The sequence below is a fragment of the Sphingobacterium corticibacter genome (assembly GCF_003076635.1).
In the GTDB taxonomy this organism is placed as follows: Bacteria; Bacteroidota; Bacteroidia; order Sphingobacteriales; family Sphingobacteriaceae; genus Sphingobacterium; species Sphingobacterium corticibacter.
In genome coordinates, this window is record NZ_QDKG01000001.1 from 724,932 (window position 1) to 743,910 (window position 18,979).

Here is an 18,979-nt window from a genome sequence, read left to right on the forward strand (position 1 = left end):
TAAACGATCTCAACTCTTTTAACCACAACAACAAATGATATTAAATCTGATCTTTCGGTCGATCATAATCATACTTCTCGTATTAATTAGTACACCACAATATGCACAAACTGTCGCTAGCTTGCACGGTAGAGTAATCCAAGCGGATGGAAAATCCCTGCAAGGAGTTACCGTTTCTGTCAACGGCCAATCTGCCGTGCAAACGCAGGCAGACGGCAGTTATCGCTTTCCGCAATCCATTTCATTACCAACGCAAGTGCATTTCCAAATTGTGGGATATCAACCTAAAAAAATCACGGTGGATGCTTTAAATTGGAATCCCAATACGGGCTTGGTGGTGCAATTATTTACAGGTGAAGTGCAAGTAGACGAAATACTGATCACCGGCCGACGGAATAATTCTTATTTAATTAATCAGACGGAATTGGGCGGTAAATTTTCGGGGGCATTGAAAGAGCTTCCGCAATCTGTATCTCTTGTGAGTCGGGAATTGATGGAAGATCGACAAGCCTTTGTGATTACGGATATGGTGCAAGATCTGGCGGGTGTGAATCAAGCTTCGGCATACGATGATCTTACCATTCGAGGTTTCAACAGTGGCTACACGACGGGTTTTCGTTTGGTCAATGGCATGCGTTCTGGTTATGGATACGGCACGAGTTTTTGGCGTACGCCGCTAACGGCCAATCTAGAAAGTATTGAAGTGTTGAAAGGTCCTGGCGCGTCACTTTTCGGTGATATTGCTCCTGGAGGTACCATTAATTTGGTGACTAAAAAACCGTTAGAAGATCGGCATGGCGCGGTATCCTTTTCTTTGGGTAGTTTTCAGACATTCCGCTCTAGCTTGGATGTCGGTGGAGCGCTCGACACGTCCAAAAGGATCTTGTATCGATTAAATGTCGCCCATGAAGATTCGCGTACTTTTCGGGACAAAAATAGCCGCAAAAGTATTTTGATAGCACCTTCTTTCACTTTCAAACCGGTCGAAGGAACACAGATTGATGTGGATATGACCTATGATAACTTCGATGGCTATTTAGATCGTGGCTTGGGTATTCGCAACAATGATTTTTTTGCACAGTCACGTGCGTACAACGTCAATCAAGCATCTGATTTCTTGCGGACTAATTTTCTGACTTTCGCCGGTCGGCTTACGCAACAGATTACGCCCTCGTTGACATTGCACGCTAGTTATATGAAATCCATTTACAAGGAGGATTTAAATGAGTTTCGTACGTTGAATACTTTTGCTAATCCACCGGAAAATACCATTATGAACATGCGTTTTCAATCCAAACAAGCAACGGATTATACGGATAATGTCGTCGGTTATTTGCGGTACGCTTTGGACAGGTCTGGACATGAGCATCGTATCGTCTTAGGCATAGATTATTCCGGATATGGAGGTGATCTAGACAATATTTTGCGCGAAGCGCGTTCGCGTCGGGTCGGAGATACCGAAGTGCCTTTAACCATTGATCTCAACGCGGCGACTCAACCTGTGATCGATGTGTCCTCGTATGTTTGGCGGCCACAAGCGGAGTTTCCTTTCCTAAATCCGTATAAGAGCTATGGTTTTTATGTACAAGATCAGGTATCCATTGCAGATCGCTTGCAGTTGATCTTAGGCTTACGCCATGAATATTACCGATCGAGCAGTGCCGACTTGCAATCGAGTTTCTCTACTTCTCAAAATGTATGGCTTCCAAGAGCAGGGTTAACTTTTATTGTGAATCCGCAGATCAATTATTTTGCGAGTTACTCCAAAGGATACATTCCGGTAGGGGCAGATTTTATTCACAATTTTGCGAACTATGGTGCCGACAGACCTTTCGTTGCGGAAGATAGTTATCAGATAGAAACGGGTTTCAAAACCGGCTTTTTTCAGAATCAGTTGCAGACGGAACTTTCTGTATTTCATATTGCGCGCCGCAATATGTTGTTGGCGACTGGCGCTCAGTCGGATGCGGGATTTCCCGTATATCGGCAGTCGGGCCATGTGATTTCGCAAGGAATAGAATTGGATTTACGCGGTCAGATTAGTCGAGAATTTCAAGTGATGGCCAATTACTCGTTTAACCATACCGAAGTGCGAGCCTCTAATTTGATTGGAGAAGAAGGACAGCCCTTGAGTAATGCACCTAAAAATATGGCGGGTGTTTGGTTAAAATACTTGTTTTCCGATACCAAACTCAAAGGTTTGGGAATGGGAGTTGGTGTGAATTACGTCGATCGCCGTCGGATGGACAACGCAGCGCGTACCGACGAGTCGGGTACGATGATTTGGGATCAATGGCCCGCATATACTGTCGCTAATGCCGCATTGTACTACCACGTTCATAAGCTGCGTTTATCAGTAAATATGAACAATATATTTGATCGTTATTATTATTTGGGCGGCTTTGATTATACGCGCGGATTTGTCGGGACACCGCGGAATGTGATGTTCTCGATTGGATATAGCTGGTAAAAAAATAGTATGGATAATTTGGTGATAAATGACTGATTAATAACTGCGTGATTTTTTTACTGTCAGGTTTGATACTGACTTTTTTCACAAAATCTGGCGGTTTTTATTTTTTTGATGATTACAAATAAATTATTAGGATATTTTTGTAAGTTTGGAAATTATTTATAACAAGTCTAAATAAACGAATGAAAATATTTTTTTCTGTTTGCCGTCACACTATCATATTAATTGCACTACTGTCGGTTTCTAACGAATTATTAGCACAAATTTTACAAGTATCCGTTCAGGATGCGGCTACAAATCCAATTGAAAATGTACAAGTTTGGGTTGATTCTCGCATTCAGGGAAAGACCGATAATCAGGGTGTTTTAGCTTTTAATCAGCCGAGCAGATCACAATTTCAAATTCGAATCAGTAAAGTCGGGTATTCTGATCAGGTACGTAATGTGCATATAGATACTGTTTCGGCGCCGATCGAGTTCACTTTGGGTTCTGGCCAACAAATGGAACAGATAGTCGTAACCGCTGGCCGGAAGCCCGAAAGTATTGCCAACGTCCCTTCGTCTATATCTATTCTAAACGCACGCGATATTGAAATGCAAAGTCAGATCAGCACGAATATTGCGAGTGTGCTGGGTAATACCATTCCAGGTTTGGGAACATCGACTGCAAAAGGAAGTAATGCTGGACAAACGCTTCGTGGTCGTGCTGTACTAATCTTAATAGATGGTATTCCACAATCTACTCCTTTAATGAATGGGGCACGCGATATGCGTTCGGTAGATCCGGCAGTATTAGAACGCGTAGAGGTGATCAAAGGAGCAACTTCCATTTACGGGAATGGATCTGCTGGTGGTGTTATTAACTATATTACTAAAAAGAATGACCCGAATGCACCACGTATTGGTGGCACAACGACGGTACGTGGGACTTTGGCGCCTGGAGAAGCCAGTGAGACCGGTGGATATCGATTTGCACAAAGTCTGTATGGTCGCAGCAATAAATGGAATTATGCGGTAAGTGGTGTCATGGATTATACCGGTTTGCAACGTGATGGAGATGGTTTGCCACTTGGACAAACGGATGGATTGTCTAACAATAGACAATATAATGCTTTTATGAAAGTGGGGTACGACATCGACGAAAAATCTGATTTGACATTGGTATATAACTTCTTCAATAGTTTGCAGGACGCGCGATATATAAGTCAAATCGGTACGTACGGCGAGGAGCCAACTATTGGTGTACGTGGTACCGATCCAGGAGCAAACACAGGCACACGATTTAATCATAATGCCATGTTGAGCTATCGCAATGCCCAAATTTTTGGAAATACCTCGCTCAATGCCGCAGCATTTATCAATAGCTTTAGCTCTATGAACCGCTATGTCGAAGAAACGCCCTCTTGGTTTGGCCCCGGACAGACGATGATCAACTCTAATAAGAAAGGATTACGTGTCGATTTGAATACGCCTTTTGATTTGGGCAGTGTGCCATCTGAAGTAACATATGGTGTGGATGTACTGCACGATGTGACCTTTCAGGATCTCACAGATGGACGTGTATTCGTTCCAAAAATGAATATGATTAATTATGCGCCTTTTGCACAATTAACGTTAAACTTAGTGGATCAATTGATCTTCAAAGGTGGAATCCGGTACGAAAATGCCAATGTGAAAATCAATGATTTCAGCACGCTGGCTACCGGTCCTAATGGTGAAGGAAGCGTTGCGGTACAAGGGGGAGAAGTGCCCTATAGTGCTGCTACATTTAATGCGGGATTGCGCTACAGCAAGTATGCGCTATTCAATCCATTCATTAGTTTTTCTCAAGGCTTTACGATTAATGAGTTGGGCCGTATCGTACGCAATGCAACCGAAAGTGATCTTACACGCATACAAACCGATCCAATCGTGACGAATAACTATGAAGCTGGTTTCTCTAGCCAATGGAATAACATACATTTTTCGGCAGCGTATTTCATCAGCACTTCTAAACTAGGATTGAGTTTGGTGGCCAACGATGAAGGTATTTTCAGGTCACAACGAGCACCCGAACGTATTTACGGATTTGAAGCAGCCGCGGATATCCGTATCACACCACAATGGACCATTGGCGGTACATACTCCTATGTAGAAGGGAAAATTGAAGCGGAAGATGGCACGAAAACTTATCTAAACGGTACGCGTATTATGCCGCCAAAAGCGACAGGATATCTCGATTTCCAACCACGTAATGATCTTTCTTTTCAACTATCTTGGGTACATACTGGGTCGCGTGCCCGTTTTGAACGCAACGCAAATGGGGTATTCCGCGGGAATGAAGGCGCTGTAGAAACAATTGATTTGTTGAATTTGAATGCTTCGTACCGGATGAATAAGAACTGGAATCTAGGCCTAGGTGTATCCAATTTGTTAAACAAAACTTATTACACAGTTTATAGTCAGTATGGCGCTAATGCGGCCAACTATGTGCGTGGCGAAGGAGCGCTAGCATCTTTAAATCTGCAATACACTTTTTAGCATATGCTCAAGAAAAGCGTGCTATGGATACATAAGTGGCTAGGTTTAATTACGGGTTTAGTTGTCTTTTTGGTCAGTCTGAGTGGTGCTATTTATACGTTCCATGATGAGCTGAAGTTATTAGTTTACCCAGAAAAATATTTTTTGCAATCTCCGGCGTCCGAAGCGACGCCGTTGCCATTGACCGAACTCGTTAGTCGCGCTCAATCCGTACTTCCCGATGGGGAAGAGATAAGTCGGGTCGATCTGTACCCAGCTTCAGGTCGTAGTTGGGTATTTCGAGCGTCGGACATTGATGTAGCAGGTTTTGGTCATTGGAATTACTTTCGCTATTACAAGCGCGTGTTTATGAATCCATACACTGGCGAATGTGTAGCAGTTGAAGATTCTAAAAATGAATTCTTTCAGCTGATCTTGCAGTTGCACATGAACCTTTTGCTTGGCAAGACTTATGGTCATGCGATCGTCGCTTATAGCACGATTATCTTTGCTGTGCTGCTGGCAACAGGTATGATACTTTGGTGGCCCAAAAAGTGGCGTGGAAAAACGTTAAGACGCAGTGTATGGCTGGATCGAAAAGTAAAATGGAAACGATTTAATTACGATCTGCACAATGTGTGGGGTTTTTATGTATTTCCAATAGCTTTAATACTCTGCCTGACTGGTCTATTGTTTAGTTTTCCAGAATGGAAGAAACCCTACAGCGATTTTTTTAATCAGTTTTCTATCTTCAATCCTAATAGTACCACACTACAAAACACAACAAGTCAAATCAGTAAAAGGCATCATGCTCCGATCGACAATTTGTTGACGTATGTTTTGCAAAAACACCCTGATGCGGGTATGATGTCTATCCGCTTGCGAGAGCCGGACGCACCTGTAGTCGATGTGCAAATCCGCTTGCGTGAAGATCGTAGTGGGTTGTTTCGCTGGTATTATGTCAATACGCAGGATTTGAGCATCAAGGAAATTCGATCACATGATAAGCTATCCGCAGGAGACCTGATGTCTGCGTTAAATTTTGATTTACACACGGGCACTATTGGCGGCCTTCCCACCAAAATTTTGGTTTTTTTTATAGCGCTTGGCTGTGCTAGTCTTCCCATTACCGGATACTTTTTATGGTGGAATAAACGGTCTAAAGCAAAACGGAAAAGCTTATCCCGAATTTAATTGGTCTTGCCTTTCAAGTAGTATTGATTCCTCTGGAATCACTAAGCATCCATGCAAACTCTTCTCTCCAACAGTTAAAAGGATTGCTGTTCACACAATACTGATAATCTTCTACTTAAACCTTGCCGAAATAAATAGAAACAAATACGGTGTTTCGTCGGTTTAATACGCATCAAAGCAAGTTATGAAATTAAAAAAGCACGGACTTAGAACCTCTTTGGATCTAAGCGTTACGATCCCTAGTCTCATCTTTATTTTAGGTGTTTGCCTATTTTCGGCAATCCTACCGCAGGCTACTGAGGCAGCATTAACTAGCATCAAAGTGTTTGTATTTATTAACTTGAACTGGGTTTATGTTTGGGCAATCACAATTTTCGTATTGTTCTTAGGTTTTTTGACCTTTAGTAAGTACGGCAATATCAAACTGGGTCCAAATGACAGCAAACCTGCCCATTCCTTCTTTTCGTGGGTAGCGATGCTTTTTGCAGCGGGGATGGGAATTGGTCTGATGTATTTTAGCGTAGCCGAACCTATGACCCACTATACCACCGAAGCTTTCTCGGAAACCAATTACCAGTTGCGCGCCAAGAATGCGCAATTATATACTTTTTTCCATTATGGGATTCACGCTTGGGCAATATATGGATTGGTAGGCTTGTGTTTAGCTTACTTTGCTTTCCGCTATAAATTGCCGCTTTCTCTTCGAAGCTGTTTGTATCCACTGCTCAAGGATAAGATGACAGGCCGTTGGGGAACTACTATTGATGTTTTTGCGCTTTGTAGTACTTTTTTCGGTATCACTACTACCTTGGGTTTTGGCGTTGTGCAGATTAATTCAGGTTTACAGAAATTGGGAATATTGCCAGAAACTAGCTTTACCTATCAGGCGCTATTGGTTTCTGTTCTTGTTTCACTTTCGATTATTTCGGCCATTTCAGGCGTAGACAAGGGTATTAAACTACTCAGTAATATCAATATACTGGCAGCTATTGTATTGATGCTATTTGTCTTATCATTCGGGCCGACTAATTATCTCATCGGCGCGTTTACGGATGGCGTTGGGAATTATATCAACAACTTCTTTGCACTGACCTTTGATACGCATATTTATGATGAGCAAGCGCTGCCGTGGTTTTATAATTGGACAATCTTGTATTGGGCTTGGTGGATTTCTTGGGCACCTTTTGTCGGATTATTTATTGCCAAGATATCGCGAGGACGTACGATTCGAGAATTCATTGCAGCGGTATTGATCATTCCTACATTTTTCATTTTTATATGGATGACTGTGTTTGGCAATAGCGCTATCTGGACGGATGCGCACGTGGCTGATGGCGCTTTAGGCAAGTTAGTGTCTGATCCGGATTCGATGATGTTCGAATTTCTCAATTACCTTCCTAGTTCTCAAATAGCGAGTGCACTGGCTATTCTAATTGTCATCATTTTTTTTGTTACTTCTGCCGATTCGGGTATTTTAGTCATGAACACCATCGCCACTAGAAACGCGAAGTATTCTCCTAAATGGCAAACCATCTTCTGGGGCGTATTGTTAGCACTTTTGGCATTGATGTTGTTGAATGCGGGTGGTTTGCAGTCGCTACAAATTATGACATTGATCACCGCGTTGCCCTTTGCAGTAATCATGGTGCTGTTTACCGTTTCATTGATGAAGGCCTTAGTGATTGATCAAAACTATTATGATAGTAAATTCTCCGTGACCACGATACCTTGGTCGGGAGAATCATGGAAGGAACGACTAAAGAAAATGGTGAATTTTAAAAGCCAATCTGCTATAAAGGAATTTATCGACAATCATGTAGAGCCTGCTTTTAAGGAACTAAAAGCTGAGTTTGAATCGAACGGCATCGTGGCCAGCATAAATAAATTTGAAAACCCGCTGCAAATCGAGATTTCGATTGCGCATGAGGCCGTAGATGATTTTGTTTACGGTGTAAAATGCCATCGTAAGCTAGTCGCGGAATATTTTATGCAAGAAAGCAATTTACCTGACGTAGCACATACCAAAACCTATTATCCCAAAACTTATTTCGGTGATGGGAGAGATGGTTATGATGTCAAGTATTTTACCAAAAATGAACTTATAAGCGATGTGCTAAAGCATTACGATCGATTTTTAGAGATTGTTTCTCAAGAAGATAACGAACTTTTTATTAGTAACAGTGAAGAGGACTAGAAGATCGTACTATCGGATAATTCCTAGTTATTCAGGGATTAAATAGTAATAGAATAAATACAGCAAATAGCGCCAAATGGATAATCCCCAAAATGGGCGATGTACGTTTGCCCAAAAAAGTAACCAAACTAAGGAATAGCGTGAGTACAAAAAGTACTAACTCGGCGTGCGTTAGTCCAAACCGAACTGTTTTAGACATGATTAATCCTACAATCAAAACAGCTGGTACGGTCAATCCAACGGTGGAAACAAAGGCGCCATGACAAAGGTTGATAGTGCGTTGAAATTCATTGTTCAATGCTGCTTTTACGGCTGTCATAGACTCTGGAGTAAACACGATAATGGCAATCAGCACACCACTTAGCGCCGGCGGCAAGTTGGCCGATTGTATTCCAAAATCAACAACAATAGCCATATCATGTGATAATAATACAATCGGCAATATCATCAACAATAACAATACGATTCGTGTTAAAACTTCTCCGCGCGATACCACTGTATTCTCCGAATCTTTTTTAAACGCCACTTCTTCAGTCGTGATTTCCTGCTGACGTGGGTAGGGGATACGCATTGATCCAGCTGGCGGTTGTATGTATAAATGCTTGTAGTCGGTCATTTGATATTTCAAAAACAACGCATAAATCATCAAAACCAGACTAGCGATGGTAATGGCTTGAGCCCTCGAAAATTCGCCCAAACCTTTGCCCACAATAAAGTTTGGAAGAATCAAAGCTAATCCTCCTAAAATGATGATCATAGAAAAATAGGTCAGTGTACCTTGCGCATTGTATTCCTGCTCTTTATGCTTCGAGCTGCCGAGTAAAATACACAGACCAATCACGAGATTCATAATGATCATCATGACGGAAAAAATAGAATCCTTTCCAATATTAGGTGATTCGGAAGGTCCCAACATTACGGCAGCGATTAAAACTACTTCGATAGATACGATTGATAAAGTCAAGATCAGCGTTCCATAGGGTTCGCCGAGCAAATGTGCCAGTTTATCGGCTTGCGCAACTACACCAAAGGAAGCTACGATAATGGTAATAAGCACAACCACAAAAACAGTGGTTGCTGTCGTATATGACATCGTTGTCGCCAGAAAGCTGGATCCAAAAAGTATAAAAATACCCACCACAAGCCAGATCATGGCTAGACGTAGAAGGATCGGAAAAGTGATAATATGTTTCATGAATAATTTTGCGACACACGCTGTTGATGGTGTGTCGCAAAATTGGAGATTATTTCGTGGATAATGATTTACATAGGATAAATAAAAATGGATACAATGTATACCCTGCTATAAAACTTCGCTTTCGAAAGTTGCAGAAATAGCTTTATAAGGGGTAGTGTATTTTGTAGCAAGCATCGCTTATGATTCAAACGAAACTTCTGAAATGACAACTTATATAAGTATTGGTTAACGCTAGATCACCTTTTACTGCAGAAATGGTTTGGAAAGTCAATTCTTTGTAAGTTTAATGTATATCTGTGTTCACATTGTTGGCTAGGTCATTTTATAAAATAGTGAAAAAAAGCCTCCTTCGATTTAGAAATCGAAGGAGGCTGCAACGGCGGTATTATTCTTGTAAATATCTTGAAGTATTAATATCCCTGATTCTGATACATTCGGGTTGGATCTAACTGATACTCGTCAAATGGAATAGGATAGTAACGATCTTTTGTGCTGATATTTGAGATCTGTGCATTTCCGTAATCTGCTTGGCTCTTGCTACGGAAGTAGGTCACTAATTCTTCTGCATTGTAATTGCGAATCAAATCGTACCAACGGTGATTTTCAAAAGCCAATTCCACCCGACGTTCATGCAAGATAGCCTCTTTCAAAGTTGGGTATTTGCTGCTGTAGTTGGCATCTGCGCTAGAAATTGCGTAAGATGGTAAGCCTGCTCTCTCACGCACCTCGTCCAACAAAGCGATAGCTTCAGCATCTTTGCCTAAGTGCATTTTAGTTTCAGCCAATAATAGCATTACGTCAGCATAGCGAATTAAAATAAAATCATTGCCACCCCAACCTTGAGAACCTGCAGCATCGCTATTATCGCGGTACTTCGTAATAAACCAATCGTTCACTTGTGGACTGCTAGCAAATCTGATCGAAAAATCTTTGCGCGTATCGGCGGCTTCATAATCTTTGACTAGATCCATCTTCACATTACCACCTAAGCCTGTCGATGGAAATCGAGAATTGATGGTTTCGCCACGTGCTTGATTATTGCGAGCAATGGATGAGCTATAAATCTGATCACCCTGCAAGTATTGGATCTGGAAAATCAACTCTTTACAAGTCATTTTTTGATTGACATCAAACACTTGCTCGTAAGGAATCTCCGTCAATTTACCAAAGGTACGCATGCCATAGGCTGTGGTCAGATGTTGCTCCGCTTTTTCCAAATTAGCTTGTTTATTTTCGGTCATCGTAGCACCCATGGTCAGATAAACTTGTCCTAAGATTGCATTAATGGCTGCCTTTGACGTTCTGCCAACCGCATATTCCCATTGTGTATTCGGCAGATTGCTATCTAAGGCTTCTGTCAAGTCTTTTACGATCTGCGTGTAGATTACCGATTCTGGCTGTCTGAAAGCTAATTCGCTAGCTTGTTGCTTCGTGGTGATTTCTACAGTAGACAACGGCAAATCGCCAAATTTGCGTACCATATGGAAGTACATGAGTGCACGCAAAAATTTAGCTTCGGCCATGTAACGGCCCTTCATTGCTTCAGTTTCAAATGTTACTTGATCAATACGCGACAACAGGGTGTTGCTACGCGAGATGCCATCATACATATTCGCCCAATGTGATTTCAAATACGAGTTGCTCGGTAAGATGGAGAAATCATTGAACTGAAATGGCTCGCCTGCATTTGATTGATTGTCATCTCGGCCTGTATTGTCCGAGCGCTCCTCACTAAACAGGGCACTGCCTTCGCCGAGATTGTTTCCCGATCGCAGGGCTTGGTAAATCCCATTTACCGCAAGCCGAACATCATTCTCTGTTCTAAAATAATTTTCTACTGTAACGGCATTCGGATCTTCTTGATTCAGGAAATCTTGTTTACAAGATCCTAAGCTCAACAATAGGAAGGGTATTATATATCTTTTTTTCATGATTATATCTGTTGATGAAATAAACGTTAGAAGGTTACTTTCAAACCTAAATTGTAACCTCTTACTAGTGGGTACAAGCCATAATCTACGCCCGGTGTCAAGTTACCACGCTGGTTGTAATCTGGCTCTGGATTGTATCCTTTGTATTTGCTGATGGTGAATGGATTCTCCACACTAGCGTACACCCGAACACCACCGATTTTTAATTTATTAGCCATGCTTTGTGGCAAGCTATATCCCAATAAGATGTTGGTCATGCGTAGGAATGAACCATCTTGTAGATAAAAGTCTGATAAACGCGTGCTATTACTTTGTGTTCCAGCACGAGAAGCACGGTACACCGATCCATTGCCGGGATCCTGTTCGGATCTGTAACGTTGAGCTACATCGGCATATTGATTGCCAGAGCCCTCCATATTGTATAGGTAATAATCATAACCATCTAATACCATATTGCCTTGCGACCCGTTGAATGAAGCGCGAATGTCAAAACGTTTGTAACTGGCGTTGAATGCGAAACCATACGTGAAATTCGGATGCGGATTACCGATCACACGCTTGTCCAAATCATTGACCACGCCATTGCCATCTACATCTTCGAAGTACAAATCTCCCGGTTGCAATGGATTAGTAGATCCGGCAGATTGCGCTAGGTCGTGGTAGTTCTCTTCAGTCGCAATACCCAATACCTTAAATCCGTAGAACATACCGATTGGACTTCCTTCTTGTGTGATGTGGGTAATGTAGGAGCGTTCTGCACCATTAGTCATGATCGTGGAAGCCCCCCCTAAGTCAAGGACTTTGTTGCGGTTCACATTAATGTTACCACTAAATCCTAATTCAAAATCACCACGGCGAATCAGCGTGGCGTCGAGCTGTACATCAAAGCCTTTGTTTTGCACCTTACTATTTGGCAAGTTGGTCAAGATGGATGTCGAACCTGTGATCGCGGTGATCGGTTGGTTGAACAACAAGTCAAACGAGCGACTCAGGTAGAAGTTAGTCATCAAGTTTACTCGTCCGTTAAATAAACCAAAATCCACTCCGGCATTGTATTGAGACGTCGTTTCCCATCCTAGGTTCGGATCGTTAAGATCTCCCGGATAATATCCAGTTGCTACATTTCCGCCGATAATCACTCCATCAGGAGAAGCATACGTAGTGAGTGAGCGATAATCTGGAATATTGTTGTTACCACTCAGACCCCAGCTTGCTCTCATTTTTACGGATGATCCTTGACCTAACCATGCATCGTAGAAGTCTTCATTGGATAAAGTCCATCCGGCAGATAGCGAAGGGAATGTGCCCCATTTGGTGTTTGGTCCAAAGCGTGACGATCCGTCGGTACGGAATGAAGCCGCTAACATGTATTTCGAATCGTAATTGTACATCACACGGCTGAAGTATGATTGCAATGAAATAACGCGTTTGTAAGCATCTCTTAGCTGAAAGTTGGATGGATCGGCTCCTTTATCGGTGATTTCGCCAATCTTATCGTTTTGAAAGCCGTTAGCACGTAGCGAGATAAAATCGATATCGGTACGCTGCGCCGAATATCCCAAAAGGGCATTTAGGTTGTGCTTTTCAGCAAAAGTCTTATTGTAGTTTAACGTTGTTTCTACCAATTTGTCGATTTCGCCCAGAGTGCGCGCATCTGCATAAGCTGCCGTCCGAGCTTGATCTGAAAATGGTGGATTGTTGCCATTCGAGATACTTGTTGGTCTGAAATAATCATATTTCTCATCGTAGGTCGATAGGCCACCATTCACTTTAAGATTTAATCCCGTCATGATCTCGAAGTCTGCAAAAGCATTGTATAGACCCCGTTTTCCACGACGATTATTTTTGATTTGTGTAACATAAGCCAATGGATTTTCGGGGTTTTGGATACCGAAGTTGTTGGCCGATAGATCACCCATCAAGAATTGTGCATACGAGCCATCTGGATTGTAAACTGGTAAAGTAGGCAAGTAGATCAAGGCGGCCATGGACGGGCTTTGATCGTAACGACCTGTGGTCACTTCATTGTTATCGTTGTACGTGAAAGACACATTTGCTCCTACGGTCAATCGATCGCTTACTTTCGCATCTACATTCGTACGGAAGTTGAACGTTTGCTGATCTGTGCCTAGCATAATACCTTGCTGATCTTGATACGATCCACTCATCATATAACGCGTTTTGTCGTTGCCGCCGTAGGCAGACAAATGGTGGCGTTGAAATGGCGCATTTCTGTATAAAGCATCTTGCCAATCGGTGTCGTATTGCGATTGTTTCGCTGTTCCGGTAGCGAAGTCATAATATTCTTCTGGAATAGAAACCGAACCAGCATTTCCCACGCGGCCTACACGAGTTGCATTGGGATCCATGCGCATAGCATCTGTCCAAGTCAAACCACGATTTACGACCAAATCTTTGTATGCATTATTGCGTCCGTCAATTAATAGGTCGATAAACTGCTCCGCGTTCAACAAATCAATTTTTTTAGACAATTGACCAAAACCACCTAATACTTCGTAATCTACATTGCTTTTGCCTTCTTTACCACGTTTGGTGGTGATCAAAACCACGCCACCGGCGGCACGCGAACCGTAGATCGCAGCGGATGCTGCATCTTTGAGTACGTCGATTGTTTCAATATCATTAGGGTTAATGCTTAAGTTATTTCCAGCAGGATAACCGTCAATCACATACAAAGGATCTGAACCGGCATTGATCGAACCCATACCGCGGACGCGGATTTTAGTACCATCATACGGCGCACCTGATGTTTGCATCACTTGTACACCAGCAACTTTGCCGACTAAAGCCTGTGACAATTTTGGTGCGGTCAAGTTCATTTCTTCTGCTTTTACATTAGAAATAGCTCCTGTCAAATCAGATTTACGGACTTTTTGATAACCAATGGAGACCATCACCTCTTCGATAGCCTGCGACTGAGGTTCCATGGTGATGGTGATATCCGAAGCGGAGGTCACACGAAGTTCAGCATTGTTGTAGCCGATAAAACGGACAGAAAGTTGGTCGCCTGCGCGTCCAGCGAGGGCAAAGGTTCCGTCATTACTGGTTTGTACTTGCTGCTCTGTACGATTGTTCATGACCGTAGCACCTGCAATTGGGTTGCTCTGTGAGTCTACAACCTTTCCCCGAAGTTGTTGTTGATTGTCCACACGATGGAATAGGTTGCTTCTCGTCAACGAATGAGCTTCTGTAGATAATGAAGTAGCGCTGAGTGAGAGTAACAGCCAGAGTAATCTGGATGGTTTTGAATACATTTTTTTAGCGTTTGATAGTGTGCTGCAAACTTCGTGTTCTCTTGTTTCGAAATTGTTAAGGATGATTTAAAATATTGTAACTAAAACGTTTTACTAACCCAATAATTATATATTTTCTTATTTATGTGAACAAGGTGGGTAGATGTTGATTTTTATCTTTATCTTTAGAATGTTCTACTAATCGACAGATACCTAATGAAGTACCTCTTTTTACTTTTTCTCTGCTCATGGCAATTGTCGCTCTATGCACAAAATCCGACCACATTGGCAGGCCATATTCAGCATTCAGGAGATCATTCAAGAATGAAGATCACGGTAAAACCACCTTTTCAAATAGATCCTATTACTATACCGGTTTCACCCCAAGGTACTTTTGAGGTCGATCTATCTAGATGGATTGATGTGCCCACTCAGATACAATTATTCGTGTATGAAGATAGTTTGCAACAACGTGGTGAGTCCATTAATATATGTATGGCTCCACAATATCAACTGTTTTTAGAAGCTAAAGTCGATACCGCTACACGTCAGATTGATAGAAAAGAATTGCGCATGCGTGGCGAGGGTAAGGAGATTAATAATTTGCTTTATCAAATGCTGCCTCGCAATTATACGTGGTCTGATATCAAACTTCCATATGACGCATATATGGCGTCGCTCAACCAAGCAAGAAAGAATATAAAGGCTGAGCTGGATAGTTTAGATCAGATTCATCCAGATTTAGCATATATACACGAGTGGAAATCAGTGTTGGTTACCGATATTTCCTATTATAATCTTTGGCAATTTGTGGCTAGTTATGCACCTAATAATGAATTGAGTAGGTCGCAGATCATGGCAGCGCTACCTGAATTCGGTTTTGCTGATTTTTGGAAACAAATCGACAATCCCAAAAATCTACGTGCTCGAGGCTTTCATGTATGGCTCGATGCTATGAATTTTTTGGTGTCTGAGGATGTATTTGCATATCCAACATCTGTTGTTGAGCGATATCGTGGACATCCGCTCGCAGATATTCATATCATGAACGAAGTGTTCTCAGGCAAGGTGCGGGATGAAATATTGTATCAAAATCTTAGTAAAAAGGTGCTTAGGGCTCGTACATTTGCAGCGCTTCAACAACTCAATGAAGGCGCCAGACTCATCCATAATGAACTGTATCGACAAGATATTGAGCAAACATCTTTCAAGACGGCCACTTCTATTGGCGAAATCGCTCCGGGCAAAATCTTGACGGCCGACATTATCTTGCGTGATGAGTGGACTGGCGAACCGGTGAATCTCAAAGACATTAAAGGGAAAGTGATTTTTCTAGAAGCATGGGCCAGTTGGTGTGGGCCGTGTCGGGGCGAGATTCCTTACCTGAAGAAGTTAAAGGAGCATTATCATGGCAACAAAGATATCATCTTTGTCAGTGTTGCTTCTAGTAATGATAAACAAGCAGCGAGAAAAAAAATCATTGCCGATCAGGAGATGGATTGGCTTTTATTGGAAGACGCAGACGATAGATTTAACGATTTCTTTCAAATATCCGCTATTCCACATACTGTGATCTTGAATGGTGATGGGATGATTGTCGATAACGATGGAATAAGACCATCTTCATCTAACGTCATCGCCTATTTAGATGCATTGCTAGCTGGGAACAACCCTGAAATCGCACAATAGATGAGTAGTTACTACTAGCTCCTTTACACCAAACGATTCAGAAGATGAAATTTATTTGCTAGCATGTAATGTGTTTTTTCTACTAGAATTTATTGTACATATTGCTTACTTTGTAGCTTCGCCTCGCACAGCTGCAAGGGATATACAATAAATTAGTTGATACATCACTGTCTGAATAACATCCATCACTCATGAGATTCTTATTGCTTCATATTATTTCATTTTTCTTGATGATTTTGCCCACTTTTGGCCAGACCTTAAGTCAAGATACCATTGCACCGAGTGTGTTGAAATTAAAAGACGAATTTCTTTTCGAAGAAAAGCGCTTCTTCGATCAATGCCATGCTTCCACCTTGGAAGAAACCAAAGAGGGTATTTTGCTATCAAGTTGGTTTGGCGGTAGTCATGAGGGGAATAAAGACGTCGCGATCTATGGTACGCGACAGGTAAATGGCAAGTGGGAAGATCCGACAGTATGGGCAGATGGTAAGGTGAATGATACATCGCATTATCCTTGCTGGAATCCAGTATTATTTCGCGCAAAAAATGAACAAAAAATTTATTTATATTATAAAGTAGGTCCCAATCCACGCGAATGGTGGGGCATGGTAAAAACATCCGATGATGGCGGAAATACGTGGAGTGTACCACGCCGACTTCCAGATGGAATTCTTGGACCAATCAAAAATAGACCGTTACAATTAACCAGTGGTGCGATCATATCGCCATCGAGTACGGAGCTAAGCGAAGAACGCTGGCTGTCGCATGTGGAGATTAGTTCCGATCAGCAGAAAACATGGAAATTATACCCCATCGACCATCCCTCCGACCTGAATACAATTCAGCCTAGCGTGGTGGAGTACGAAGATGGAAAGCTGCAAGTTTTCTGTCGAAGTAAAGAAGGTGTGGTTACCACGGCTACATCTCGAGATCAAGGACGCACATGGTCAACCATGCAGCGAACCAACCTCGTCAACCCCAACTCCGGAACGGATGTGATCCGGGTGAAAGATCTGTTATTCATCGTGTATAATCCCGACATACCGGGCAAAGATTGGTGGGAAGGTCGTACCAAACTGCGATTGGCCTGCTCTAAAAACGGTCAGTCGTGGCATGATATTTTCACCTTTGAAGATGAAGAAAAGGGCGAGTTTAGCTATCCGACGATCATGCAAACCTCCGATGGCTTGATTCATGTCTCCTACACGCACAACCGCAAAAATATCCGACATTTCGCATTAGAAATCCAGTAACGGAGAAGTGAGATTCATTTGCATTTTCTGCAGCAACCAACACAAGTATTTCATATTACTTAAGTTTGGTTATTTTCAGTAAATTCCGATGTTTTTGAGGTGAAACGTCGGAATTCTTATGTATACGAGGGAGAAGAGAACAAAAAAAGGAAAAACACTACTGAGGCAAATCAATGACTGGCTGCACTTATGGTTGGGACTAGCATCAGGCATCATTGTATTCATAGTTAGTATCACGGGATGTTTTTACGCTTTTCAGCGAGAGATCAAAGACGCGTTGGAACCATGGCGCTTTGTCGAAGTGAAACCGGAAGGCTTTGTTCGGCCAAGTATATTGTTGGATACTGCTGCCAAGTATATGCCTGGCAAACAAGCTAGTGGATTAACCTACAGTGACGAAACCGGAGCTGCTGCAGTCGGTTATTTTGGAAATGAAAACGGTAAAAGAACTTTTCATGTCATTTTTCTAAATCCCTATACTGGCGAATTTGTAAGAAAACAACAAACGGTAGGTGGCGACAAGTTTGATTTTTTTCAATTTGTCATTGACGGACATCGGGCACTATGGCTTCCGTACGAGATTGGTCGTCCGATTGTAGGCGTGGCTACTTTGGTATTTATTGTGTTGCTCATCACTGGTTTGGTGATGTGGTGGCCCAAACGCTGGACCCGTGCCACGCGAGAACAGAGTTTTAAAATCAAATGGAAAGCCCGATTCAAGCGTGTCAACTACGATCTGCACAACGTATTGGGTTTTTATAGTTTATTGTTTGCTCTGGCGTTAGGCGTTACCGGACTGGTGTATAGTTTCGCTTGGTTTGATCAAGCGGTGTATTACATCGCCTCTGGCGGCGAACATAAGCCTGAGCATCATCATCCGCATTCTGATCTGGCGAACAAAGACCGCGATTGGACAGCGGCTATTTCTCCATTAGATAGCGCTTGGTACGAGACGATGAAACAGGTGGATCACTTCGGAGGGATGTACATGACGCCGCATTTGGCAGACGATGATGATTCGTACGAAATATTGGTCTACAATGATGTTAGTTCTTTTTATAATCAAAGTGCTTTTTTCTATGATCGTTACACCTTGCAACCTCTAGAACAGGAGGGAAGCAAATACAGTGAATCTAAATTTGCAGATCGCTTGACGATGCTCAATTACGATATTCACGTTGGTTCAGTCGGCGGATTTCCGGGTAAGGTTTTGGCTCTTTTGATCAGCTTAATTTGTGCTAGTTTGCCTATTACCGGATTCTTGGTGTGGTTGAATAAGAGAAAATAATCCGCCT

General features: G+C 42.3%; 10 protein-coding genes. 7 read left to right on the plus strand and 3 right to left on the minus strand.

All coding sequences use genetic code 11. From position 1 onward, the window contains the following. Positions 1-34 precede the first annotated feature (34 nt). From DC487_RS03100 to DC487_RS03115, 4 genes are all read left to right on the plus strand, one after another. Positions 35-2,470: a TonB-dependent receptor gene (locus DC487_RS03100; protein ID WP_116774470.1), complete on the plus strand. Its 2,436-nt coding sequence runs from the start codon at positions 35-37 to the stop codon at positions 2,468-2,470. 185 nt (positions 2,471-2,655) lie between these two features. Next, on the plus strand, positions 2,656-4,992 hold the full coding sequence (locus DC487_RS17340) for a TonB-dependent receptor (RefSeq protein WP_116774471.1): 2,337 nt from the start codon (positions 2,656-2,658) through the stop codon (positions 4,990-4,992). A 3-nt stretch (positions 4,993-4,995) separates the two neighbouring features. Beyond that, complete coding sequence (locus tag DC487_RS03110; RefSeq protein WP_116774472.1) at positions 4,996-6,165, plus strand: PepSY-associated TM helix domain-containing protein; 1,170 nt, start codon at positions 4,996-4,998, stop codon at positions 6,163-6,165. A 184-nt stretch (positions 6,166-6,349) separates the two neighbouring features. Further along, positions 6,350-8,359 (plus strand): BCCT family transporter, encoded by a 2,010-nt coding sequence (locus tag DC487_RS03115; RefSeq protein WP_116774473.1) that lies wholly within the window; start codon positions 6,350-6,352, stop codon positions 8,357-8,359. Positions 8,360-8,390: 31 nt separating this feature from the next. Here the strand turns inward: DC487_RS03115 and DC487_RS03120 are convergent, their stop codons facing one another. The 3 genes from DC487_RS03120 to DC487_RS03130 form a co-directional block, all read right to left on the minus strand. After that, complete coding sequence (locus tag DC487_RS03120) at positions 8,391-9,554, minus strand: calcium:proton antiporter (protein WP_116774474.1); 1,164 nt, start codon at positions 9,552-9,554, stop codon at positions 8,391-8,393. 413 nt (positions 9,555-9,967) lie between these two features. Next, the gene (locus tag DC487_RS03125; RefSeq protein WP_116774475.1) at positions 9,968-11,488 is read right to left on the minus strand and encodes a RagB/SusD family nutrient uptake outer membrane protein; all 1,521 of its coding nucleotides are present in this window, start codon (positions 11,486-11,488) and stop codon (positions 9,968-9,970) included. A gap of 26 nt (positions 11,489-11,514) precedes the next feature. After that, complete coding sequence (locus DC487_RS03130; protein ID WP_116774476.1) at positions 11,515-14,763, minus strand: SusC/RagA family TonB-linked outer membrane protein; 3,249 nt, start codon at positions 14,761-14,763, stop codon at positions 11,515-11,517. Positions 14,764-14,958: 195 nt separating this feature from the next. Here DC487_RS03130 and DC487_RS03135 point away from each other — a divergent pair, with 195 nt between their 5' ends. The 3 genes from DC487_RS03135 to DC487_RS03145 all read left to right on the plus strand — a co-directional run bounded on the left by DC487_RS03135 (position 14,959) and on the right by DC487_RS03145 (position 18,972). Then, positions 14,959-16,431: a TlpA family protein disulfide reductase gene (locus DC487_RS03135; RefSeq protein WP_116774477.1), complete on the plus strand. Its 1,473-nt coding sequence runs from the start codon at positions 14,959-14,961 to the stop codon at positions 16,429-16,431. A 191-nt stretch (positions 16,432-16,622) separates the two neighbouring features. Further along, positions 16,623-17,684 (plus strand): sialidase family protein, encoded by a 1,062-nt coding sequence (locus DC487_RS03140; RefSeq protein WP_239016309.1) that lies wholly within the window; start codon positions 16,623-16,625, stop codon positions 17,682-17,684. Between the two features lie 118 nt (positions 17,685-17,802). Continuing rightward, entirely contained in the window at positions 17,803-18,972 is a 1,170-nt protein-coding gene (locus tag DC487_RS03145; protein WP_116774479.1) for a PepSY-associated TM helix domain-containing protein, read from the plus strand. The last annotated feature ends 7 nt before the right edge of the window (positions 18,973-18,979 follow it).